The sequence below is a fragment of the Sphingobacterium sp. HJSM2_6 genome (assembly GCF_049316305.1).
Lineage (GTDB): Bacteria > Bacteroidota > Bacteroidia > Sphingobacteriales > Sphingobacteriaceae > Sphingobacterium.
Genome location: NZ_JBMOXB010000007.1, coordinates 183,583 through 208,848, shown reverse-complemented (window position 1 = coordinate 208,848; position 25,266 = coordinate 183,583). Strand labels below are relative to the sequence as shown.

General features: G+C 31.9%; 21 protein-coding genes. 3 read left to right on the top strand and 18 right to left on the bottom strand.

Annotated features, from left to right (window positions below):
• Nucleotides 1–32: 32 nt before the first annotated feature.
• The 5 genes from ACFRAE_RS08575 to ACFRAE_RS08555 form a co-directional block, all read right to left on the bottom strand.
• The gene (locus ACFRAE_RS08575) at nt 33–449 is read right to left on the bottom strand and encodes a hypothetical protein (RefSeq protein ID WP_422796728.1); all 417 of its coding nucleotides are present in this window, start codon (nt 447–449) and stop codon (nt 33–35) included.
• Nucleotides 450–697: 248 nt separating this feature from the next.
• Nucleotides 698–844, bottom strand: coding sequence for a hypothetical protein (locus ACFRAE_RS08570; RefSeq protein ID WP_422796727.1), 147 nt, complete (start codon nt 842–844; stop codon nt 698–700).
• Nucleotides 845–847: 3 nt separating this feature from the next.
• Nucleotides 848–1,690, bottom strand: a complete 843-nt coding sequence (locus ACFRAE_RS08565) for an AbiH family protein (protein WP_422796730.1) — start codon at nt 1,688–1,690, stop codon at nt 848–850.
• 139 nt (nt 1,691–1,829) lie between these two features.
• Nucleotides 1,830–2,012: a hypothetical protein gene (locus ACFRAE_RS08560; RefSeq protein WP_422796726.1), complete on the bottom strand. Its 183-nt coding sequence runs from the start codon at nt 2,010–2,012 to the stop codon at nt 1,830–1,832.
• An 18-nt stretch (nt 2,013–2,030) separates the two neighbouring features.
• Complete coding sequence (locus tag ACFRAE_RS08555; protein WP_422796725.1) at nt 2,031–2,228, bottom strand: helix-turn-helix domain-containing protein; 198 nt, start codon at nt 2,226–2,228, stop codon at nt 2,031–2,033.
• A gap of 167 nt (nt 2,229–2,395) precedes the next feature.
• Between ACFRAE_RS08555 and ACFRAE_RS08550 the strand changes: the two genes are divergently transcribed.
• On the top strand, nt 2,396–2,815 hold the full coding sequence (locus tag ACFRAE_RS08550) for a hypothetical protein (RefSeq protein ID WP_422796724.1): 420 nt from the start codon (nt 2,396–2,398) through the stop codon (nt 2,813–2,815).
• A gap of 250 nt (nt 2,816–3,065) precedes the next feature.
• On the opposite strand, the gene ACFRAE_RS08545 is transcribed toward ACFRAE_RS08550, so the two are convergent.
• The 4 genes from ACFRAE_RS08545 to ACFRAE_RS08530 form a co-directional block, all read right to left on the bottom strand.
• A complete protein-coding gene (locus ACFRAE_RS08545; RefSeq protein ID WP_422796729.1) occupies nt 3,066–3,320 on the bottom strand; it encodes an IPT/TIG domain-containing protein in 255 nt (84 codons plus the stop codon).
• 120 nt (nt 3,321–3,440) lie between these two features.
• The gene (locus ACFRAE_RS08540) at nt 3,441–3,908 is read right to left on the bottom strand and encodes a hypothetical protein (protein WP_422796723.1); all 468 of its coding nucleotides are present in this window, start codon (nt 3,906–3,908) and stop codon (nt 3,441–3,443) included.
• A 627-nt stretch (nt 3,909–4,535) separates the two neighbouring features.
• Nucleotides 4,536–7,145, bottom strand: coding sequence for a hypothetical protein (locus tag ACFRAE_RS08535; protein WP_422796722.1), 2,610 nt, complete (start codon nt 7,143–7,145; stop codon nt 4,536–4,538).
• 46 nt (nt 7,146–7,191) lie between these two features.
• On the bottom strand, nt 7,192–8,088 hold the full coding sequence (locus ACFRAE_RS08530; RefSeq protein ID WP_422796721.1) for a GLPGLI family protein: 897 nt from the start codon (nt 8,086–8,088) through the stop codon (nt 7,192–7,194).
• Nucleotides 8,089–8,808: 720 nt separating this feature from the next.
• Here ACFRAE_RS08530 and ACFRAE_RS08525 point away from each other — a divergent pair.
• Complete coding sequence (locus tag ACFRAE_RS08525) at nt 8,809–9,321, top strand: AAA family ATPase (protein ID WP_422796720.1); 513 nt, start codon at nt 8,809–8,811, stop codon at nt 9,319–9,321.
• Between the two features lie 66 nt (nt 9,322–9,387).
• On the opposite strand, the gene ACFRAE_RS08520 is transcribed toward ACFRAE_RS08525, so the two are convergent.
• The 3 genes from ACFRAE_RS08520 to ACFRAE_RS08510 all read right to left on the bottom strand — a co-directional run bounded on the left by ACFRAE_RS08520 (nt 9,388) and on the right by ACFRAE_RS08510 (nt 14,609).
• Nucleotides 9,388–10,221 (bottom strand): GLPGLI family protein, encoded by an 834-nt coding sequence (locus ACFRAE_RS08520; protein ID WP_422796719.1) that lies wholly within the window; start codon nt 10,219–10,221, stop codon nt 9,388–9,390.
• A gap of 857 nt (nt 10,222–11,078) precedes the next feature.
• A complete protein-coding gene (locus tag ACFRAE_RS08515) occupies nt 11,079–12,296 on the bottom strand; it encodes a hypothetical protein (protein ID WP_422796718.1) in 1,218 nt (405 codons plus the stop codon).
• A 585-nt stretch (nt 12,297–12,881) separates the two neighbouring features.
• Nucleotides 12,882–14,609 carry an ATP-binding protein gene (locus ACFRAE_RS08510; protein ID WP_422796717.1) on the bottom strand — a complete coding sequence of 576 codons (1,728 nt, stop codon included), beginning with the start codon at nt 14,607–14,609 and terminating at the stop codon, nt 12,882–12,884.
• Between the two features lie 1,073 nt (nt 14,610–15,682).
• On the opposite strand from ACFRAE_RS08510, the gene ACFRAE_RS08505 reads away from it, so the two are divergent.
• Nucleotides 15,683–15,925 carry a hypothetical protein gene (locus tag ACFRAE_RS08505; RefSeq protein ID WP_422796716.1) on the top strand — a complete coding sequence of 81 codons (243 nt, stop codon included), beginning with the start codon at nt 15,683–15,685 and terminating at the stop codon, nt 15,923–15,925.
• A 380-nt stretch (nt 15,926–16,305) separates the two neighbouring features.
• On the opposite strand, the gene ACFRAE_RS08500 is transcribed toward ACFRAE_RS08505, so the two are convergent.
• The 6 genes from ACFRAE_RS08500 to ACFRAE_RS08475 form a co-directional block, all read right to left on the bottom strand.
• A complete protein-coding gene (locus ACFRAE_RS08500) occupies nt 16,306–17,394 on the bottom strand; it encodes an SGNH/GDSL hydrolase family protein (protein ID WP_422796715.1) in 1,089 nt (362 codons plus the stop codon).
• 582 nt (nt 17,395–17,976) lie between these two features.
• Nucleotides 17,977–18,837, bottom strand: a complete 861-nt coding sequence (locus tag ACFRAE_RS08495) for a hypothetical protein (protein ID WP_422796714.1) — start codon at nt 18,835–18,837, stop codon at nt 17,977–17,979.
• A gap of 57 nt (nt 18,838–18,894) precedes the next feature.
• Entirely contained in the window at nt 18,895–20,217 is a 1,323-nt protein-coding gene (locus tag ACFRAE_RS08490) for a hypothetical protein (protein WP_422796713.1), read from the bottom strand.
• Between the two features lie 53 nt (nt 20,218–20,270).
• Entirely contained in the window at nt 20,271–20,645 is a 375-nt protein-coding gene (locus ACFRAE_RS08485) for a hypothetical protein (protein ID WP_422796712.1), read from the bottom strand.
• Nucleotides 20,646–20,745: 100 nt separating this feature from the next.
• Entirely contained in the window at nt 20,746–22,401 is a 1,656-nt protein-coding gene (locus ACFRAE_RS08480) for a RagB/SusD family nutrient uptake outer membrane protein (protein WP_422796711.1), read from the bottom strand.
• A gap of 22 nt (nt 22,402–22,423) precedes the next feature.
• The gene (locus tag ACFRAE_RS08475) at nt 22,424–25,228 is read right to left on the bottom strand and encodes a SusC/RagA family TonB-linked outer membrane protein (protein WP_422796710.1); all 2,805 of its coding nucleotides are present in this window, start codon (nt 25,226–25,228) and stop codon (nt 22,424–22,426) included.
• Between the last annotated feature and the right edge of the window lie 38 nt (nt 25,229–25,266).

The following is a 25,266-nucleotide window of genomic DNA, read 5'->3' as shown; positions in this document are numbered from 1 at the left end:
ATTAAATCTAACGTTTTTGATGAAAACACTCCTTAAGTTTTTAAAATATCGTGTCCACTTTTTGCTGACGATTTACAAACACGACTATCCCAAATCGCATATTGGCTTGGTGCAATAAAATGCAAGAGCTTAGAAACTCCCACCAATGAGTTATTTACAGATAAGGTTAAAGCTGTCAAATCACCTTCATTAACATCATATCCAGCCTTTATCTTATTTAAGATATCCAACACACCCTCATTACACAATACAGTTTTGAGAATTGTTGGCATCCAAGAGTATATAAACCCTGTAGCGATATAAAAATGATGCTCATTAATAATATCAATGTCGTCAAAATATTTTAGGAAATGGATATAGGAATTACTATCATAGGATATTAAATCCTTATTAATCTTGTCTTCATTGATATATTTCTGTAGTAGATCAATAGTTAGTATATTCTCCATGTAGTCAATTATTGGTTATCTGTTGGCCCTAAATTATTAAGTAATAATGCAAATTTAATGCAGCTCAATAAGTAATTATCAATTTGTAGTGCTATATTATATGACTTATAGCTAAAAATTAAATATTAAGAAAAGCCATAACGTAAAATGAGTATTATTAATCTTAAATTCCTTGCTTTGTAAAATTTAAGGCTAATTATATATTACATATAACCATTAAATATTAACATAATATTTTTGGTAATTTTCTATTTCTTTTTCGTTAGGAGAACTTGTAATTTCAAAATTGGATAAAGCTCTTTATTTACCCAAGCCATCGCTAATTTCAAATCATCTTCCGAATGAAATACAGGTCTTGATTGTTTTAATCGGTCTATAATATGGTTAAAATTCATTATCTATTTCTTAAACTGCGGAAATGCATCCGCTTCATTAAAGTTCACGATTAGCTTGCGCATACAACCTTTATCGGTGAAATGCCGGCCTAGGTTAATGCTTTTATCAAAGAAATCATTTTCCCCTTCTTTGTTAGTATAATGGAAAATTCGAAAAGACTTACAATTCTCATGGTCAAATATCTCTTTAAACATTGTGCGATCCGATAATCCACACGAATGTCCTAAAATATAAACCCTAAAGTTTCCATGATTTAAAAATCTTATAAGATTAGAATAATTAGCCGTTTTCATATAATGATAAGATTTGATATGCTCAAAAACATCATTATTACTTTGTTCTTCAAACTGCAAATATTCTTTATTATGCTCATCACCAAAACCAAATATGACGGGATTATTCGGATTATTTAATTCTCCATGAATGTGATTTTCTTCTATTGCATGAAATTTCCCACTATCACGAATCTGTTGTATATAAGGCTCAAATGTACTTGTATAATTATAATTTAGAGCATATACTGTTTGATTATAAATGTCTTGAGTAAAATCAAGTAGGCTTTCTTCTATATTTTCGAAGGTAATGACATGAGAAATATCGTTAATCTTAAAGTTTTCTATAAAATCTTTTAATGGGGTATTCCTACTATTTATTTTGAACCAATTGTCTTGAATAGTCAAATATTTCTCGAGCTTTGATTTCAAGTATGAAAACTTATTATTTAAGCTTTTAACTTTATTTGAATTAAAATCCTTAAAATTGAATGCGTTTCCACCTAAACTTGCCAATCGATCAAAATAGGCCTGCTCAATATCTACCCAACTGCAGTCCAAACAAGTATTAATAAGTTTTTCAAAATAGGATGGTTTGATTTCAAACTTATGAGCTAATGTATCTACAACAGGAATTTTTAACTCATTACTTATTTCAGTTATAATTTCTCCTCCTCGATCACCAACTTCATTTCCCTTTCACTTCTCACCTTTACATAACCGTAAGGTGCTGCACCCATCCTTGATCTTCTAACGCCATAGTTTGTGTGGTACGCATTACAATTTCTTGAGCCAAGATTGCAGCTTTACGTTCAATCAATTCCTCTAGACTCCGATCTTTCGGTAATAAAGCATACACGAATTGAATATCTATTGCTTGAGCCGTTTCCTTCAACGAATTGATGGTAATATTTCATTCCTTTTCTCTTTTTTCTAAGCTTTGTATATTTTGCTTAGTAACACCTAGTTTCTTGCCTAATTGTTCTAAGGTCATACCAAGCGATGTACGTATGGCTTTTATCCATCCACCCACAGGTATTTTTACGTGTTGAAGCGCACAAAAAGTTTTCAGCTTTTCATCCAATTGCTTTCTTTGTAAATTATTCTTCATAACGAGTCAATATTTACTTTAAGGATTACAAGCTATTATTTAAAAGAGGATAAATGATGGATATGTTAAAAAACAATCGTTAAATCGGAATTATTCCGATTTACATAAAATAGCCGACAGGTTTAGTTTATATAAAAATTAATAAGTTTGCTGAAAAACACACCCTAATGAAAGTAAATTTTGACATAATAGATAATCATTCATTATCTTTTGAAAAACGACTTATAGACTTACATAACAATTTTGATTTTGTTGGTTTTAACTACAATATTGTCGAACGAGAGATTAAACTATGTTGGAAAAAATCAATAGGAATTTGGGTAGATAAAAATGAATTTTCAGGTTTGGTATTGACTCATAAATCTGTGAATTACTTAAAAGTTATTGAACAAGACGAAAATAGCACCTTTGATGATTATGCTTGTTTAGGTGAAATTACGTTATCCCCTTCGACATTGAGGGAAATGAATGATAGTATTATTCCGAAATCAAAACCAGACGAGAAAGACGATATTCTCTATCTTTTTGAAAATGGAGCAAGAATCAGAATTCATTGTGAGCAGATAATATTGAATTTTCAAATATGATAAAACAACCTTCATCTCTTCCCAATCAAATTTTCAACCCATCAAGAAAAAACAAAATAGATTTTATGATTTCATTTCTACCCTCACCTTCTCCACGGAATATTACCCAGCGAAAGTTGGTTTCATTTGTGAGTCGGATGAAGAAAAGCTACTTTAGGCTGAGTGTAACAGATAAACCCCCACAGGTTAAACGAAAGTAGATATAATACTGAAGCCATTTCAAACTGATATAGCTTTATGAACTATCCTACTATACCTCAATAATGAAATTTGTATTAATTTGTTTATGTTCAAACCTAGAAGAATAAATTAATGGAAATTTACCTCTTCGCAAATTAGTTGCAATCAAAAACTTTAACTCGGTATCTGAATAGCTAACAACTTTTAATTCCCTTTCACCGATATAAAAGTTATTTGGGGGATTAGCAAAGCCTTTACCAGTAACTGTAATTCGTTCTCCTGGAAATCCAACTAAAGGACAAACATTATCAACTCTAACTCCTATAATTTCAATATCCTCGGAGATTCCCTTGTATAATCGACAGTACGATTTGGTATATGAGAATCATTTGCTATTTAGTCTTGAATACCGAGTCCACTTTTTGCTGGCGACCTAGAGCATATATCAGTTAGAATCTGATAATCTAAAAGGATCCCCCACTCCTGTAGTCACAAACTTTTCAAAACTATGGAGGAAACTTTGCCAGCCAGCTACACAAACATGGTAGCATTCCATATCCAAATTCAATCCGACATGGATTAATTCTAATGTCGCTCCACTCGCGGAACTTGAAATTTCCCAAATTATAAATGTGCTGACCCATTCCGATTTATTTACTAGACTAGGAAGGTCAATAAAGGCATCAACAACCTGCCAGACAACTTTTTTACCAATCACTAATTCTTCAACCAAAATAGTTTTAAATACATTTGGTCCAAAGCGGATAGTAAAGGATTCCCCCATATGTTCTGCAGAACCTTCAATCATTTCGCTCCACCATTTGCTGATTGATTTAGTTAGACCATCATATATTTTTATTTCATGAGTATCTAAAATCAATGTTGCTTTAAAACTCTCCTTTTTAATATTCATTTTTATATTAAATAGATTTATTACCTTATTCAAAAATAATCGAAACAAAATACCAACTGCTTATCCTAAGACAAGTATTTGTACAACATCAAACTAAATTGGACAATTTAGTTCCCCACCCTAAAAAGAGATTGCTAGTATAGATTAAGTAATTTTTTTTGCCTATTATTCAATTGTCTGATTTAGTGAATCGAATTCAAATGAATATGTTTTTTTTACTTAAAATTTGATTCAATATAGTAAAGTAGATAACAGTCTTTTTTTAACTATTTAAATCCTTCATGTAGATAAACGATTGTCTTTGATAAAATTTTCGGCACTTTTTCTTTGCAATTTCCATAACTAACCCACATGCTCTATTGATGAGATTCTTTAGATCTATAATAAGCGATGGCTGCTTTTTGCTGATGATTTACAAATCTAGTTAATTAATAAATGGAGTTAACTGTTCGTGAATAAAAACAAACTTTTGAAAGTTCGGCTTTATTCCTAAATCTTTACTCGAGAAGCATAATTCTTGAATATTTTTTTATTTACACCTAACTCCATAAAATTGCACAATTGCAATTCTAGATGCCGAAAAAAAATAATTTGAATCCGGTGGAGCTGAAGTATAGATCATCCTTCTCAGAATTTAAATCGGGTTGATATTATAAATTGTCGAGGGCGTAATTCAAAATAGCTCTGAACTAATTGATAGCTATTGAAAGATTGTTGCAAGTACTGATTATTATTCAAAATATTAGTAGCATACAGTTCGATATCTGTTTTCCATTTCTCCAATCGGTATCGGTACATAGCATCCAGAAAATATTGTTTTCTTTGGCTCGATACATTATTTATGTAAAGAGAATTATAGAACATGAAACTGTGTCGTTCATGTGGGTATACCGTTATATTGAGAAAGTGGTTATTATAGTTCACCCTATTCCTGTGGCCTCCAGCCAAATCGTTCTGTTGATGCCCAAAAGTTCCTTTGTACTCTCCATACAGTACCGAAGAAAGATTGTTAATCAATTCCAAAGACCCACCTATTCCCCTTGATTCTTGCTTCGCCAATTCATCATTCAGCAAGTAATCCGATTTACTCGTATTCGCCGTAACATTGATTTTAAGGACAGTCTTAATTGGTAAGAAGAAACGACCTATACCTCCAAAAACACTATGGTTCGAATTTCTGCTCTCACGATCTTCAATTCCTGAAGTTGACTGTCCAAGTGAATCGATGGTATTTCTGAAAATATAATCTCGCCGTCCTTCAAAATAAGCATATCCCATATGACCAAAATTAGCTTTTATAATATTTTTATAATGATAGTTAAGTCCAGCTCTGCTCGATGTATTTTCTAATAATCTAGCATGATAACGTTGGATACTTCGGTAAGAATCAATGATATAAGCATTATAAAAATTATTCAGTCCTCCAATAGTTTTGCCTGTAGAACCATTTGCAGATAATGAATTATATTCATTCAGCTTATATTCAGCGTTTAATGAAGGATTAAATGTATAGCGTTTTTCCCTCGATAGTGCTTGCACTTGTTGCTGGCTTACATTGTACATGTAAAAAGAAAATGGTGTCATCAAGCTTAATTTCCATTTAGATTTCATCCACGAAATTCTAGATCCTAAGCTGAATTGTACTTGTCCCGTCATCAAATCATTTTGGTATCCTTCCCCCATTTGTTGCTCCCTAGATTGTTCTTTTATATTAATTCCAGTTTCTAGCTTTCTATTTTCATAATTAATTTGCAGACTTGGAGAAAATGTAAAATAGTTGATTTTCCGCATAAAGCTCAATCCATTTATAGTCTCCAAACCTTGATATCGAATATCTTGCATCATCTGATCAAAAGGTTTTCCTTGGTTCAATATATCGACCATCTGTCCTGGAATCACCAACAATTGTTGTGGTGTCTGTCGCCACTTAATAGTTGAAGTCACATTAACGAGCTGCTTGCCGATAAAGCGTGCCATAGAAAATCCATTTACAATAGCTCGATCTTCATATTTCTTATTTTGCACAATTTGTTCACAATCATTGAATAGTAGATTTCCCATTTCTGCGTTCCGTCGATTATGGAACTGCAAGCTGTTGCGAAGATAGACTTCGTTCACATTTTTTTCGATCAGTATTCCAGCATCCAAAACTTTATACCTATAGCGATTATCAATAGCCTCCTTAGTCAATATAGTCTGGTCAGACGTAAATATTTCTGTTGCTGTTATTCCTGAAACTTTACGCAGGTCATTATAATAGGAGCCATTACCTTTGATTTCTAATCCATCCTTAAGTTTTTGTAATACATTTGTGCTAGCAAGAAAAATTTGATTATCTAACCACTTATTTTGAGCAAACCCTGGCGTGCTCACGCTGCGCAGCGTTATGTAATTGGGACCATCACCTATTTCTGGATTGTTATTGAGAAAGTTTCCTCCAGTATAATAAGCCCTTAGGTCCTTAGCTACATCATTGCCCGTATTGTTACCTTGTAGGGAATTGAGCATTTGAAAAGATTTACCAAAAGTCATAGGCGTCAGATTGACATCCCATAGAAATGGTCCTGCACCAGTTCCAACTTTCCCGGTGCCTGTGGAAGTAAATCTCTTCAGCTCCAGATTTATCGACGCCCGATCGGAAAAGACTAATGAATCCAATATCTTGATAGGCTGATCATTTTCTATGATCTGTACCTTTAATACCGCATCTGCTGGAAGATTATTATTAATTATTCCATACCGACCCTCCATGAGATCTAGTTTATTGACCATATATTTCTGTATAGGTCTACCTTGATATAAAATCTTATCTCCTTGCATCTCTATGCCAGGTAATTTCTTTATGATGTCTGCAATAACACGATCCTGCTTATTTGTAAATGAATTGACATCATAATTGATGGTGTCTTTACGTTTAGAGATTGGAATATTCAGACCCTTAATCTCTTCGATCTGATGGACTTGCTGTTTTAATTGATAGGAATAACTAGCTGAACGATTAGCGACTACGATGGATTTTTTAGCGTAGTTCATATGCTGAAAATCTAGCTGGATGCTATCTACGGCATCTACCTTAACAGATAGACTATATTGACCATTTTTATCGCTTCGGCCATATCCTAGGAGAACGGTGCCTCCTGCTTTTTTATAGGATACAGAAACATTAGAAATAGGTTTGTTCTGATCATCGACCAGTTTACCCGAAATCGTAGTTTGTCCGAATACAGCTATATGCATAGTAAAAAAGAGCAGATAGAAAACAATAATTCTAAGCATAAAAATATTATAATATATTTTTCTCAATATGATTTAGCCTTTTGTTTCTTTCCCTATAAAATCTGTCTTGCTTATTTTTTAATGGAGGATTATCAATCAAAATGTAATCTAAATTTTTTTCATCATAATAAATTTGATTGGATAGATAATCATTTCTGATTTTGAAATACTCCTTTTTAGATACCGTTTTCTTTTTTTGATCATTGCCACTCATTAAGATTACTGCTCTATTGGATTTTTCAATGCCTATACATTCAAATTGCCAACTTTTTTCCGTGTCATACATTTTAAGGATCAATCCAGGTAAACCTGAAAATTTATATGGTCCATCAGAAATTGGTATCTGTGGCGCAAACCATGCTTCCCATTTTCTCCCCCCATAATCAAGGGTTGCCTTTTGGCATACATAGTTGAGTACATGGATAGTATCATCAGATAGTACCCAGTTCAGTGCTATTTTCTCTTTATAAAAAAACAGTTTATCCGTGTTCTCTAAGTAATTTGTATAATTGTCTTGGACTAAAATATCCATATTGTTTTTGAGTACAAGAATGGAGGTCAATCCTAAATTCTCTTGATATAAGCCTAATTCAGGAAGTACACGAAGTTTTTGCTTACGTTCAAACAATTCGTTCAGTACAGAATCTTTTATTCCCTTCCGGATATTTTGAAAAACAGAGACCGAGTCATTATATAATAATTCCATCCTTTCATTTTTTACCGCACTTGTATCGTCATCGGTAACATGAAACTGCATATCATAAATGATTTTACCGATAAAATCTATTTTATTTTTAGAGTCGTTGTACAATATCAGACTCCGTTCATAAGAAGAATAATGCTGCTGAGCTTTTCCAATGAATGTACAGAATGAAATAAACAGAATAATAAAATATTTTCTCATAAATATAAGTTTAGAAAAGTGCAATTATCCTATTGTACATTGGTTAACTACAATTATAATAATTTATACGGCAAGATTGCGCAACCTCTCCTTGTGTCTTGACGTCCAAGTACAATTCTAGTCCTATCAGGCAATGGATACCAAGCTCTCCAAGTACAATCAGTTACTGCATTATTATTGCAGACTTTTCTACTTCAGTTTTCATTGCATGTAAACTCAAAATTAGTTGCTCTTTCTGTTTCGCAAGTTGTAACTGAATAGCCTACGCAGACCTTTAAATGCTGTTCACAAAACAAGGTCTACAATTCTTGAACATGGAGATTTTTTTCTAAAATCTCTTTCATAATTTTGTTTTTAACTTATAATATCGATTATTCACTTGTTCCCGATTAGCTTTGGAAAACGTTGACATGAATTCTTTTGTTTGTCTGAATTCGGGAGCAAAGGATTTTTTTCTAAATAAAATTGTCTACTTCTAAAATAGTAAATATAAATGACTATCCTTTAATCTTTTAAGACAACCCTGCAAATCATCAAATTGCTATTTTAGATTAAATATTGGCATTCCTCATTGATTTATTAAAAAGTAATTACCTTAGAACTATTAAATAGATATTTACAAGAAATTAAACATTCAAAACCAAATTAACTAATCTTAGCATCCTATTACAACAAATACATTGTTGAAATTATAAAATCATAAAAAACGGTATTAGTTAGATGAGAATAGTATTGTTCGGTGCCCATAAAGTGGGGAAAACGGCCCTTGCTGAAGAACTTTTGGAGAACCTCCCTAATTACACGCTCGAAATTGAACCCTACTACCAATTGGAGTCAGCTGGTTATGTATTTTCTGAAAACCCCATTGTGGAAGATTTTATCGAACAGTATGATTATTCCATTGATCTTTTAGTTAATAGTAGAAAAAACGTAATATTTGACCGATGTCCAATAGACTTATTAGCGTATATTCAAGTGTTAGATCCAAAAGGAAATATTCAATTACCTTACGAACAAACACTGTCTTTGCTTCCTGAAATTGACCTTTTTGTATTTGTGCCAATTGAAGAAGACGATATCATCCCAGCACACCTAATCGAACTTCCGAAGCTTAGAAGAAAGGTGAATGATTTGCTAGGCGATTGGATTGATGACTTTGGAATTGAAGCAATTGTGGTAAATGGTCCATTATCTAACCGAAGAGATCAAGTACTAGCAAGAATATTACGTTAATTAGCATGATCGTTTCTATTTCCCATTCAAATTTTAAAACAGACAAGTTATTTCTCTTGCAATATTTTATTGAAATAACTGAATCCAATTATTATCTGCAACTAATCGCTTGTGATAATTTTCTCTAGTAGTTGGAGACACTTCACTTCCCATAGATTGTAAAATCAGCAATAAGTTTTTTTGAAATTGTTCCCTTTCTGTAAAAAACTGGTCTTTTGTAACATGTTTAATAATATATTTAGCTTGAAAATTAATAGATACTTTTTTTGGAGGTGAATGACTGATGGAGGTTAATAGGTCAAAATTCCAATAATTTTTATCGTCATGTATTTTCAAAATTAAACCTGGTAAGCCACAAAAAGTATATGGACCTTCTGAAATGGGTATTTCTGGAGTAAAATATGCAATCCATTTTCTACCAGCATATTGGATTGTTGCCTTTTGACATAAAAAGTTTCCAATCCTGAGCGTGTCACTTAGCAATTCCCAATTTTCAAAAGCTTCCCGATCTTCATTATAATAATACAAAGGTACAGTTCCATCCATATTATATCCAATTACTTCATCATAGGTAGTAATTATGCTATTCCGCTTGACAATCTTATAATTGAATTTATATACTGCCGTAATCGGCATCCCTATAGAAATGATTTGATTCGCTTTCTCTCTTTTATGAAAAAAAGAAATGGAATCGGCTTTCACGCTTTTACTTGCTTGAAAAAGGGATTCATTCTCATTAATCAGCAAATCGAATAATAATTCTTTTATATTATTTCTATTCGTGCTATCTTCCTGATAAGTCAGTTTATATTTAAATGTATTCGTAAACTGAAAATCAGATTGTTGACTATGAACACTAATCCAAAACAACATGAATATAATTACAAGTGAGGTTTTCATAATAATTGATTATGTTGTACAACAAAAATACGCGTAATAACAAATAAATATTTTACCTAATAACCATAAGTATGAATTGAAAATTATGGATTAAGTAGGCAAAACAATTAAAAATCGACTATTTTCAAACCGATTTATTGTTTACTTTTTACCTGTTTGAACTATTTAATAATTCGTTAAGTTTTTCAAAATTTTCAGGAAACAAGGAAGTTTGAATTTATTCCCTAAACAGTTTATTTATTGGTACTATTTATTTATGATTCTTATAAAGATAATTATTTGAAAATTAAATATAACTGAAATAATTTGAAATTGAGCTATTATCTAAACAAAGAGATGCTAAACTATCGACTCTAGGATAATGCAATAAATAATCACTAATACACAGTAAAAAAAGCCTTTCAACCATTTATCTGTATCTGTTCCTCCTATATTTGAATCCCGGCATCATAATATTAGAAAGATTAAATTTGGTTAAGGTTTTAGCATATTAAAAACAATAGCCAGAGATTTACAATCGAAACATTAAAACGTTAAAGAACTATACCCTTGGAATCTATGCCGAATGCAGTACAATATTTTTTCATTTCAAGCATCTCATACGCATCTCCTTCGGACCTTCATCGGATCTGCATCGAAAATTTCCGAAGTAAATCCATTGAAGAACCGAATAAACTCCATGAAATTGACAAACCATTCAGTAATCAGGCCTTGGTTATTAAACTATCTTTGGAAAATTCAAGTATTATATTAGTTGATGCAATAAATATATTGTTATCTGCATTATTATTTACCTTCATTCCTTTAAACAAATTTTGGTATTTACAATATAATTAACCCATAACCATCTTCAAGAGTCAATGCTCATCTCCATCATCACTCGCATACAGCAGTAATAATTTTATAAATAATTCCTCTTTGCTATAGTCACTTGTGCTGAATTGATCCATTTCGTCGTTTCCTACTCTTTTCATCCTTCCAAAGAAATCATAATCTATTGGATTATTTCCTAAACTTTTTATTCTTCCTAATACATTGTATTCAACTTGGGCATTTCCAATACTTTTCACTCGACTTAGAAAATCATAGCTAATCCTGTCATTTCCAATCTGTTTCACCCTCCCCAACCAATTGTAATACACATTCTCCTGACCAATTTTCTTCATTCTTCCAAACATATCGTAAACAATTTCAAGAGTTCCAATTCTTTTTATCCTACCTAGATAATCATAATACACATCTTCATTTCCGATCTTTTTAATCCTGCCAATAATATTGTATCGAATTTCATCATTATTTATAAGCTCTACTCCCCCATTCTTAATCATCAACTCATAGTCATCTTCGCTATTTCCTATTTCTCCTTTTAAATCGTAATCCATATCCGAATCCCCTACTCTTCTTATGCGTCCATCCAAATCATAATCTATATCCTTTTTCCCGATACTTCGAACTTTTCCATCCAAATCATAATCTATATGCTCTTTGCCTATGCTTCGAACTCTTCCATCCAAATCATAATCTATATGCTCTTTACCTATGCTTCGAACTCTTCCATCCAAATCATAATCTATATTCTTATTTCCGATACTTCGCACCCTTCCATCCAAATCATAATCTATATCCTTATTTCCAATACTTCGCACCCTTCCATCCAAATCATAATCTATATGCTCTTTGCCTATGCTTCGAACTCTTCCCTCCAAATCATAATTTATTTCCTTATTTCCGATACTTCGCACCCTTCCATCCAAATCATAATCTATAGCAACATCGCCTATACTTCGGACTCTTCCATTCAAGTCATAATCTATAGCAACATCTCCTATACTACGTATATGTCCATTCAAATCGTAGTCCACTTCATAAGAACTTCTATTTGACTTATTTCGATTGGATAGTAGCAACTTATTGACTTCAATATTCCCCACCTTACTCAGCACCATTTTCACTTGCTTTTCTTGAACAATAAAGGATGGATTTCTCCCGCCAGCAATCGGTTCTAGGGATATCTGCTGAGCTAAAGAAAGTTGAGTGAAGATAAAGAGGAAGAAAATAATGCAACTAAGTCTCATAAAAATAAATTGAAGTTAATAATATGAAATAGGACAATAAGTTGCCGAAATAGTTTAAATAGGTCTTGATTAGAACAACAGTTCACTGCAATTATTAAAAATTTTATTTGAACATGGGCATTATACTGCTATAATTGACAAAATATTCACACTGTCCGAAATCGCTGAGTCTCACAGATACGTAGATACTGGAAGAAAAAAGATAATGTTGTGCTAAAAATTTGCAAATAAAAATAGATGCATCTTAGTTTTGAATGGATAATGCCAATTATTTTTAGTTTTTTCAAAAACATAAAAACAATATCCTTAATGTTCGAGCTATAATTTTTCAATAGATTAACCTTTCCAAATAACTAAACAAATCAAAAATAATATAGGAAAAGAAGTAAGCAAGGCAGAAGAATCAAGGTGTTAATTTTACAGGTTGAAGCCTATACATTTTTCAAACAGTGAACAACTTACGCTATACGAGTAATCTTAAAATTTGAAAAATAGCTCCTATTAATTAATCCCTAATTAAGAACCAATCCTTATCGCTGCTGACTTTGCATCCCCTTAAAAGCTATTAAGCTGAACTAAGTACGACTAATTTAAACCACTTGGATTTACAGGCAATTCTAACCAAAATGTTGTTCCTATACCTATACTACTTTCAAACCAAATCTTTCCTTCATGAGCTTCAATGATTTGTTTGGTAATTGACAATCCTAATCCAAAAGTTTTTTCACCTTCTGTTCCGACTTGTCTAGCATCCGAAAACATTTGAAATATGGAGCCTTTCATATATTCAGGAATTCCGATTCCCTTATCAATAATCGCAATGCAAATATATTGCTCCTTTTTTTCTAATCTGATTTCAATAGTATAACCTTTTGGGCTAAATTTTATAGCATTAGCAATTAAGTTGCTTAGAGCTCTAGACAACTTTCCACGATTACCAATAATTTCAATAGACTGAGATTCCAAGAGGATATTTTGTTCCTTAAGAATGGATTTGTGTTTTAGAATATCTACGCAGTATTCAAGTAATTCTTGAAGATCAATTACATTTTTATCCAAATTCCTGGCATCCAAATTTGAAGTGAGCAAATCACTTACTAAACCTATTGATTGATCGGCTGATTGAATAATTAAATCATGTAAGTTATTACTTTCAGCGTGATCAATTTTAGAATTTCGAATCAAAGTTGCTGCCATTTTTATTGCCCCAAGTGGGTCTCGAAGATCGTGTGCAACAATCTTCATCATTCGTTTGTTTTCATCTTGGGTTTCTTCCAATGATTCCAATGCATTTTGTAATGTTGCATTTTGTTCATTGACAAGCTTGTTCAAGATAATGGTTCTTCTATATTGTTTGAAAATATAGAAAACCAAAATAATACTAAATACTAATACAGCAATAAGAATCCATATTTTATTACTTTGATTTTTATTGTTTATTGCTAATATTTTATTGTTAGTTTCCAGCGAATTATAGTGCACATAATCTACAATAAATTTTTTTAGATTTTCATTTTCTTCAATTAATGCATTCTGAAATAATTTTTGCACTTTAATTATTTCTTCTTTATTCCCTAATATATATTCCATATTTAGAATAATAGAAATTAATGAAACCAATCTTAATTTGTCTCCAATTAAAATGGATCTTTCATAGGCCTGTTTATAATAATTTATAGCAATTTTTGGACTCCTAGCATAATAATCCCCTAATAGTAACAAAGAATTCACCTCAAGGGATTCAAAATTTAATTCTTTAGCTCTCGATAGTGTTTCTTTAATAACTAATAAGGCATTTTGATTATTTTGTCTTGATAGTTCATAGGCTTCTAATTGCCTAATTTGTAAAAAGATCCAGTCATTATTATATTTTTTGGCAATATTTTTAGATTTATTTAAATAATAGTTTAGACTATCAACGTTATTCATTAAGTTAAATCCTGCATAATTAACGTACACTAATGCCAATATACTGTCTCTTTCTAATTTAGATCCCAATTGAATCGCTTGATTAAAAAAAGATTTAGATTCTTTATTGTTATTCAATTTTTTATATACATTGGCAATATTCATTAAAAGCTGAACCTCATTTTCAAAGTCATGTTGCTTTCGATATCTATCTAAAACATTATTGAATTTTGATAACGCTTCTTGTGTTAAGCCTCTTAGCGCTAGAGAAACTCCAATCAAATTATCAGCATCCAATTCACCTTTAGGGTATTTTAACGCAATAGACAATTCCTTTGCTTTTAATCCAAAATACAAGCAACTATCAATATTTTTATATTGATAAAGCATGCCTAAATTGTTCATATTATTAATTAGTTCATACTCGTTCGTAATGCTGGAAAGAAACGCTCGCTTTTTACTTATTTCAGAGGATTGTCCAAATGCAAGAAAAGGTAGTATGATAAATATAAACAAATAGAAGGTCTTGAATAAATTTTCAAATATCTTCATAATTGGTTTCAAAATATACGCAAATTGCAAATATTTTAAATAATTAAAAACATTTTACTTTAAATATAATTTTCAATTAAAAATAATACTAAGTAAACATGCTTCATAAAATAGCCTAAAAATTGCAAGTACTTTCGAATTAGCCAAGGGGTTTTAGCAAATACTCGTGAACTAATTGCGTATAACAATACAGGTGTAAACATCTTATATATTTACAACAATTTAACATCTCATGAATTTTTAGGGTAAAAGTTCTTAATCTGAAGAAACCATGGTAAGCTCATTCCACATACAAACAGCTTATATTTTAAAATTTATTTAGGGTAAACCGGAAGACAATAAAAGTCCAAGTAAATTTTTGTAAGTAATGCTATAACTATTTCTTAATAAATGTGGAAACTATCAGCAATGAAAAAGGATGAAGTTTGAACTCCTATAATGAATATGGAGTCTAAATTAATCCCTACTGGGTGGGATGTAGGGATTAATTTTAGGGTAATAAACAACCTATTTAGCAACATCATACTAAATAATTATATAAAAGTATTTTATTATTTGTATTGAAACACAACAAATAAACATTGTAACATAAAAATCACAATTAAGCAGGTTTCCTTTATGTTTTTAGTACTTAAATCTGAAATTAGGTCTGTGGAATGTTTCGGTATTAAGCCTAGAAATTAGCCTAAAATAAAATATAAAATATATTTTGAGGAGGATTAGCTACAAATTTAAATATATATGTTACAACATGGAATAATGAGTTTTTTATTAGAAAATAATTAACCATTTTTGCCAAAATTTACTAATCATTATTGATTAAAGAATATTATTTCTAAAAATATAACGATTAATTTTCAACCCAACTTAAGCTGTAAATTTCTTTTAAGAAGGTTATAATTTTTTAGAATAATAGATTTTTGGTTATGGAAAAGCAAGAATATATTAATTTGGTTTTAAAAGCGGGGAAAGATGCTTTAAGCATAGGTTTTTCGAATATTATCAATTTTAATTTCATCGTACAATATCAAATACCAGGCACATTAAATCTTGAATGTGAGCAACACACTGCTTTTACAATACAAGGGTATAAAACATGGTTTGTGAAAATTGACGGTGTGCCTTATGAAATAGGTGAATTTGTAGACTTTTGGAAACCTACAATATAAGCTTCTGATAAAAGCACCCTCATAAACTTCCCATTTTTTAAACAATTATTGTTTCAGTTGACTAGCAGGATTAAATAATATAGTTATCGTCAGTATTATATGTCCCACAATTTTGACGGAAAAGAATATCATTTTTAGATATACTTAAAGAAAGTTAATAGGTAATAGGAATTTTAATGTAAAATTTTTACAGTTATTATTATTTTTTTAAGCTATATAATGGCTTTATAAAAATGGAAGCAATTAATTTTCAAATCTTATTGAATATGTTTACGAAAATTATTCATGTTCAATTTCCCAACATGTACTATAAGGGAGCAACTCAATCTCTAATAAATTCGTTGTGTTACCAAATGCATTAACAGCATAATATTACTTATTTATAAGGATTTATAATCTCCTTTTATGTGTTTATTAATAAACTTCTTAAGATGTTCAGCATAACGCATATATCCTAAATCCGTGAAATGAACTCCATCTACTGTTCCCTCATTATCATTGCCTATCATATTTTCAGCAGGTACAAAATGTAAATTCTTATCACCCTTTTTCTTAAGTTTTTTATACACCATAGCTAAGGAATTATTTGAATCCTCAACAACTTTTCGAAACTTTAGATCAGATCCCATTTGAGGAAAATAAGTCATCTCTACAAGTAGTATGGGCGTATAAGGAGCCTTCTCCCTAATGATGCTATGAAACTTTTCTAACTTATCTTCTATTATTTTAGAATTTACATTCGCCATAAAATCCAATATTATTAATGAAGACTCCTTAGAAGCAATTAATTCAGCTATTTCATAGTCCAGACTAGCATTGGCACTAAAACCAAGATTTATAAATTCTTTATTATACCACCTGGTTAAAATATTTGTAAAAACCATTCCAGGGCGTGAAGCACAGCCGCCTTGCAAAATACTAGTTCCATAACATATTGCTGGCAATTTATGATTAGGCAAATCTACTTTTGGCATCGATAAACTAGAACCTTCATCTACCCCAATCATTAAACTTTTAACACCATCATAGAGTGGGAAAAACAACAATAATTCTTTTTCCGAATGATCCATGTTCGATATAATTTTTGATTCGGTAGATAAACTATTTGTATTTGTTCTGGCAACATTCACAAAATCCCATTTTCCATTCACCAATCGGTATAAATCAAAACTTTTTATTCCAGTTGCTGGCATATGATCCATTGTCCTATTTAAAGTTACTTCCCATTTTAAGGAGATAGAAGTAGAATTAGTTTTAAATCTCAGGTAAAGTCCAGCGGTATTCTTACCAAGTTCCCATACATCAGGTCTAACAATCGTTTTTAATGCTGCTGGAAGTCGTTCAAATACGGTTTCAGTTTCATTGGAAACTTTACCATAGAGAGGAAAATTTTTCGCATCATAATATTTGATTTGTGCTGATGCTGTTGAAAAAGTTATTATAAAAATGAATACATGTAAATATTTCATAGCTGTTTTCTTAATAAAAGACTAATTGAAAAGTTTCTAATTCCATTTGTACTATTCTAAATAGATATCACCTGATTTAGAATTAAATCATATAAATCATGAATTAAACATAACGATCTGTAAAATGATCTATCAAGAGCTAGGGTAAATTTCTAATTAGCGATATACTAAGATTAGTAGAGCATTTTTTTGATAATACAATTTAGAAAAATTTGGAAAATAATAACCAATTAGGAAGTCTTCAATATCATGTTTAGGCCGTTTAGCTGATTGTATAAATGTATCGATTTATAATCAGATTTAAAATTTGATTTAAATAAAAATACAATGCTGTAATAATATGAATTTAATTATAATACGCTTATTAGCCCCCTATTCGAGTAGATCAATTTGAAAACAAAGATTTAAGCGTATGTTACTAAAACCTTCACTTTCAAATTGCGAATCCAGTATATTAATTTGATTAATTGATATGACTATTCTTGAAAAACTGCATCTATTTTTCAAGAATAGCCATCATAAAGAAGAATGTATTAATTTGCTAAGCTAAACCTTAAGTTTTTGTCTATACTATTGAATTAATTATTCTGATTCTTGAATTTTCAAGTCGTCTAATCCAACCGTAATAGGTCCTGTACCTGCTTTGGTGAACATATAAATTCTAAAAAAGTTAAGTGCTTCCAAATTTACATGCTCACCTGATATTCGTGCATCCTTAAACTTGAGTATGATTTCATTCCAACCCTGCTTAAAATTAAAATTTTCTGCAACTATACCCCAAGTCAATTCTTGATTATCAGGCCCTCCTGAACTCGATAATTCAATTTGACCAACTTCTGAGCCAGTATCCAATATATCAGCATCAGATAGATAGAGCCACAATCGAAATTCCCCTGTATTCATAGTTAATTTAGAATTAACAGGTGCACTTGTGGCGTGATTTAATATAATTATTCCAGGATTTACGTCAGCTTTAATAGAATTAGCACCTTCTTTTTTATCCTCACTATCTAAATATGCCGCCCCCGATGCATTCCATCCTGTAAGACTTTCAGCAGCATTGAAAACGGTTGAATTAACTGCCGGAACTATAGAAATTTCAGCAAACTGTATTCTACCTCCACAGTTAGGGTTGTTTAACATGGATTTTCGAACTACATACACACCAGGAACACTAGATCCTATATCCACTGTTCCCTTTTTTCTGTCGAGAAATACCAATCCAGATGTCGATGAAAATTCCCCATCTACATCCTCACCACTATTATAAGTAGGATTTAAAATTACGTCATCACCTTGTTTAAATGGTGATCCTTCATATTGAAACTGAGAATCACAATAAGTTATTGGTTCATTTTCTTTACATGAACTGAGTGTAATTAAACTAATAACTGGTAAAGAAAGAAGAATATACCTTATGATTTTATTTTTACTATTTATCATATTACTAAAATTTTGTTTTTAACTATCAGCGTCCGAAATTTGAATAGTTACAATAGATTATTTTCCAATTACTTTGTTATATAGCTGCTCATCTTTATCGATACTTCCAATTACTTGAATTAAAGCATTTGAATTTAAGTTAGTTATTGGATCAGCTGACACATAGTTTCGCATTCTACTGTTTACAAGTGTTATTGTCAGTTTTTTATCTCCTTTTACTAACATAAAATCTTGTGATTTTGCAACATTGGTTAATGCGGGGTTATCCCCTGAAAAAGCCTCAACATTAGAAATTGCGGTATGCCCCTGACCTTCAATTATAATTGGGTGAATCACACTGACATCCTTCCCTGCATTGGCAATGATTGAACCCTGCGCGATTTGCCAATTGCGATTGAAAACATTATTTCCTTTTTTATGAATTCCAATTACCACACAATCTAAATTAAAATTGGTCAGTTGACCATATGACTCTTCTCCCAATAAGATTCCACCGTAAGATCCAAATGTAAAAACATCTATGAGTTGAGCGTTGTCGGTATGGTTTATTACATAAGCAAAAGTTTTTTTCGCTATTACCGCATCTATCACAGACTTACTATAGCCACCACCGATAAAACGTTGGTTTGCAGGGTTTACATGACAATGTAAAATCCGAGGAATATCATAGCAATAGTCTATTCGAATAAACTCTCCACTCAAAGGATATCCATATAAATGTTCAAAAATCATTGATTCACAAATGAAATTTGAGCCTGCATTAAAGTCCATGGCCAAATATTCGCCATAAAATGTTAAACAAGACAAATAGACCCCTTGCGTAGAACTCGTTTTAGAAGTCTGTATAGTTGCTGGATAAGGAATAATTGCATTCGGATTATTTAAAGTTTGCTCTGCATACCAGAATTGAATGCCTTTGATCTGAGTAGCACTTTCTACGGTAATAAAAACCTTCTTTTTATCCGTAATCTTAAAAACACTTCCTACAGGTTGTACTTTTGTAGAATGCCTCGTGCCACGTGCTGTGGGCCCGTGTACTCCTACCAATGAAACATTCTTCTTTAAAATAATTCCCCCATCAATATGATAAGGCTCATCCGAGGGTTCCACGTACAATGAAGCTCCTATATCTGATGCCCAGTCTATTGCTATTTGAAGATTTCTTGCATTTTCCTCAGGACTGTTTTCTGGTTTAACGCCAAGGTCTTGAATACTTATCAACTTACTTTTATCAGGCCCTGAAACTTGAGCAAAAATTGGTTGAATAAAAAGGATCAAAGGTATTATTGTAATAATTGTATTCTTTATTGTGTCGGTGGACCAACGACCTACAAGAGTAGCTATTAGGTTTGTCCGTACTTTTTTATAAAATATATTCATAGGTTTATGATTAATTTATTTTGAATGTTTTAATATACTTTTATTAGGTTTTTTCATTCAATACACGCGTTTAGATTCTGCATACTTTTGGGACATTCCTGTCGAACAGCTCGAATTTCTCGAAGCTTATAAATAGTATAGTCAGAAATTAGAGATATTGCATTTATAAACTCATTCCCGCACATTATCCCATGTAAATTGCAGTGAATTCCCATAGGGCTAGATTCAGGATAAAACACTTTAATTAAACCAATTCTCCAATCAGCAATCGCTTCATCACTTTTAACAATGAAAGGTTTGCTAGGTAAATGAGTCTTTTCTACAACATGTGATTTACCTAAATATGATGCAATATCACGATGATTTTTGGGATCATGAGTTAGATTGGTATTTAAAAATAAAGAATTGAAATTATCCGAAATTTTCATGCTTACCTATTTATTGTTTTAATGCATATAAAAGAAGCTACTTTTCAGGAGTATTCTGCTGAACAGATATTTCTGCTGTAAATGGAGCTTCGCATAATCGTTACCAATCTAAATTTTGTGTCAATGATTTATTTATATATATCTCACGTTGAGATATAGGGTAGAAATACATTTTGTCTTCCCATACACGTTTTTCTACTAATTTCCGACTGTAGGAGAACGTCCCATTTCCACGATTAACATCAACCCCATAGATATTGATGGTTGAATTACCAATAGTCCATCTTCTTATATCCCAAAACCTATTATCTTCAAAAGCAAGCTCAACTCGACGTTCATTTCTAAGTTTTTCTCTGAATTCCGCTTGAGTCAAATTTTCTGGAAAACCTGGCATTGATGCTCTAGCTCGAACTAAATTTACAGATTGCCGAGCGGTCATGTTTAAATCACCCTGTCCCACAGCATCTGGACCATATACTTCATTCATTGCTTCTGCATAATTCAACAATACTTCAGCAAATCGAAACACGGCCCATGTATGCCTTTGAGAAGTTGGATTGACAGGATTTAAAGAGATTCCTTCTATCAAATATTTCTTTAAATAATACCCTGTTTTAGTAGCGAGTTCTTGAGGCGGACCATTTATTCCACCGCGCCAAATTTCGAGTTCCGTATTTTTCCATTTTGAACCATTGTAGAGAATTGTTTCATAAAACCGCGGATCACGACCGACATAAGGATCTTCTGCAAGAAATCCTGACTCTGGGTCATTGATATTCATGCCAGTTTCTTTCATTTCATAAGCATCTACTAAATTTTGAGTGGGACAGGTACCTGTTCTACCTCCTTGAAATCCGACTGGAGAATTAAACACTTCAAATGAATTAGAAAAATCCTGTCTAGTTTCCAAAATTAATTCTGTCGAATTAATATTATTCACGACGTTTTTATAGGAAGCATCTAAGGAATATCGTTGCAAGTTCATGAGATCCTTTGCTGCTGTGGCAGCAGAAATCCACTTTTGCAATTCATTCGTTTTATTGTGTAATGGACTTGCAGCATATAAAAGTGTTCGTGCTTTTAAAGCTAAAGCAGCTCCTCTTGTTGCTCGACCAGTTTCCGAATTTGGTAAATCAGCATATGTCAAAGGCAATTTTGGAATAATTGCATCACATTCCGAAACAATAAAATCTACAATCTCATGATATGGAGCTCGTGTTACATTATTAGCTTCTTGTATACTTAATGGTTTAGTAATCAAAGGTACATCACCATATCTCTTGATCAATTCGAAATAAAAAAATGCTCTCAAAAACCTAGCCTCATGGGGGTAGTTGTCATATTGTTTTATCATTTCCTGATACCCATCATTGTATCTCAATTCTTCGAAACTTTGCAATGCTGCCTTTTGAAGAAATACATTTGATGAACGAATACCATTGTATAAGTAACCCCATTGATCATCTAATGGTTGCAAAGGACTCCAACTACCATCATTGAATCTCTTTATAGCAGATAAATTCCAGACATGAACCGCATCATCAGAAGCAGAAGCACGCATTGCTCCATCTATACCATTAAAATCTGTTGGTAGGTATGAATAAATCGTTGTTAAAAGTCCTTTATATAGGCTAGGATTGTTTAATAATGCTTCTTCCGCATAAAATGTTGCTTCATTATAATCCAGTGATTTTTGACAGGAATGTAAAAAAGGTATCGATAAAGAACAGACGATAAATATTTTAATAAATTTCATAAATACTTTTTTTAATTAATACTTAAAACCCAATTTGAATACCTAAACTATATGTTGAGAATGCTGGATAGGTGGTTCCTAACACTTCAGGATCTACTACTTTTATTTTATCGAAAGACAATAAATCCATACCTCTTCCTATAACTTTAAGGTTTGATAACCTTAACTTAGAGGCTATTTCATCTGGAAAGGTATAATGAAGCATGACTGATCTTAATTTCAGGTAAGATCCGTTTGCAATCCAAATACTGTTTGAACGATAGTTGTTAGCGTTATCTAAGGTTGTGAGTCTAGGTAAAGTTGCAGTCTCAGCAGTTTCCGGAGTCCAGGTATTTAACGAGTATTCAGAAATATTACTATTTCCGATTAACGGCCAAAAAACACTTCTTGCAGATAATACAACGGTTCTATTTGCTACACCTTGAAATTGCACATCCATACCAAAACCTTTATAAGTTAAACCCAAAGTAGTTGAATAATATATTTCAGGATTGACTGTATTAAATCCTATTGGTATCTCGTCATTGTTATCAATAATGTTATCATTATTCTGATCCTTGTATTTAATATCTCCTGCTTTTACAGGGGAAAATGTTTGAAGAGGGCTATTTTCAACATCCGATTGATCCTTGAAAAACCCGATTGATTCTAAACCAAACGCTTGCCCTAATGCCTTACCTGTTCTTGTCAAATAATTATATGGCTGGAAAGCCTCACCCATATTAATTAACTTATTTCGAACAAATGAAAACTGTCCATCAACATAGTATGAAAATGATTTTTTAGTTTTATGGAACTTAAGGCCAGCTTCAAAACCTTTATTTTCTACTATTCCTTCACTTAAGAATGGTTTTGTAACGCCAATTACTGAAGAAACCACACCATCGGACTCAATTAAAATATTTGATCGACGGTCATAGAAAAAATCAAAATTTAAATTAAGCACTTTCATGATAGACGCATCTACACCTAAATTGTATTTTGTGGAAGACTCATAGGTTACTATAGAGGGTAATCGCCCTTCTTGTACACCACCAGAAACATTATTATTTCCAGTAAAAAAATAAGGTGTAGCACCATGAAATTGTACTTGCGAAAGATTTTGAGGAACCAAATCACTACCGGTAATTCCCCAAGATCCTCTCAATTTTAGATCATTAACAAATTGCTTGGAAAACCATGATTCTTCAGATAATTTCCATCCTGCTGAAACTGCTGGAAAAAAACCAAATCGATCATTTTTCGGTAAAATACCCGAACCACTGTACGAAAGCGACAAATCAGCAAAGTATTTTGATTTATTCGCATAATGAACATTACCTGCAAATAATTGGCGGACATAGGAATTATTTTGTCCACTCCTAAGCATCTTATCTTGTTGGAAAACTAAGTTTGATTGTATGCGCTGATCGTGCCATTCATAATTGTATTTTAATCTTCCCTGTACGGTAGCATGTGCCCATTGATTTGCAAGATTATGGTAATAACTCAACTCAGTTTCATTACCATATTTAGAAGTCACAGGTTGTAATACTCCCCCATTATCTGTCATAGTTATAGACTGATATTCGTATTGCTTTAATTTACCTTCTGAAAACACTGCTGAATTATCATAAGCTATTGCTGCCTCAGCAATTAAGCCTGGTAATAACATATCTAATCTTTGCTCAATACTACCATCTGCAAAAAATTCTCTTGTTTGCAAATTGCGATATCCTGTGGAAGTAATTTGCGCTATAGGATTGTTAGGAAAATTTGCTGTTCCTCCCCAAATATTACTTTCAGTTTTTACAGGATATGCTGCGGATGGCGTATTGAAAACAGCATGCATAATATCATTAGCGGAAGTACCTGGTGTGTTAGTTTCTCGTAAATTACCACTTAATCCAACTTTCAATATTGTGTTTTTTGTCAAATTAACATCTACATTGGACCGGAAATTAAATTTACCATAATTAAGCTGCGTATTATATCCTTCATTCTCATCGACAGGCCCTAATAAACCATTATCTGATTGAAAATTAAGTGCAGCAAAATAGCGAGTGCTAGGGGTTTCCCCTTGAAAACTTGCTAAAAAGTTATTGGTTTTCCCTAAATCCCGAAACGCTTCATTACTCCAATTTACATTAGGATAATAATATGGTGATGTACCTTTTTGAAATGCATCCAACACTTGATGATTGTATAGCTGACCTAAACCATCATAAGATCTTGCTTGATTTATTGCTTTTGCATAACCATAGCTGTCTAAAAATTGAGGTAAACGCCTGGCCTGAGTAACGCCTTGTTCATAAGATACGGTCACTTTATCCCTATGCGCATTTCCTCGTTTACTATTCACCAATAAAACACCATTTGCCCCTCTTAAACCATAAATTGAAAGCGCCGCGGCATCTTTTAACACAGAAACACTTTCTATCTCCCCCAATGAAATGGATGATAGAGGTCTTTCATAGCCGTCAATTAATACCAAAATTGATGCATCACGAAATGTTCCTATACCCCTAATAAAAAGTCTAGGATCATTTTCCCAGCTTGTACCACCATTTTGCATTACAGATAGACCTGGAATTTTACCAAACAATGCGTTTGCTGGATTTATATTCATTCGGTTCGATAACTCTTCCGATGATACAGTACCAATAGCCGAGGTAAGTTCTGTTTTGCTCCTCGTCATTCCAAGACCTAAATCTATTACATTATTTTCTTGATTTTTATCTTTTAATGTGCTTTTGTTTAGGCTATCAAGCTCCTGCGCATTAGATGAAACTGAGATGAATAATAATGCAAAAATTACATATATTAAATTCAAATATTTTTTTGTCATAATTTGTACCTATTAGATATGATTAATAATCACAATAC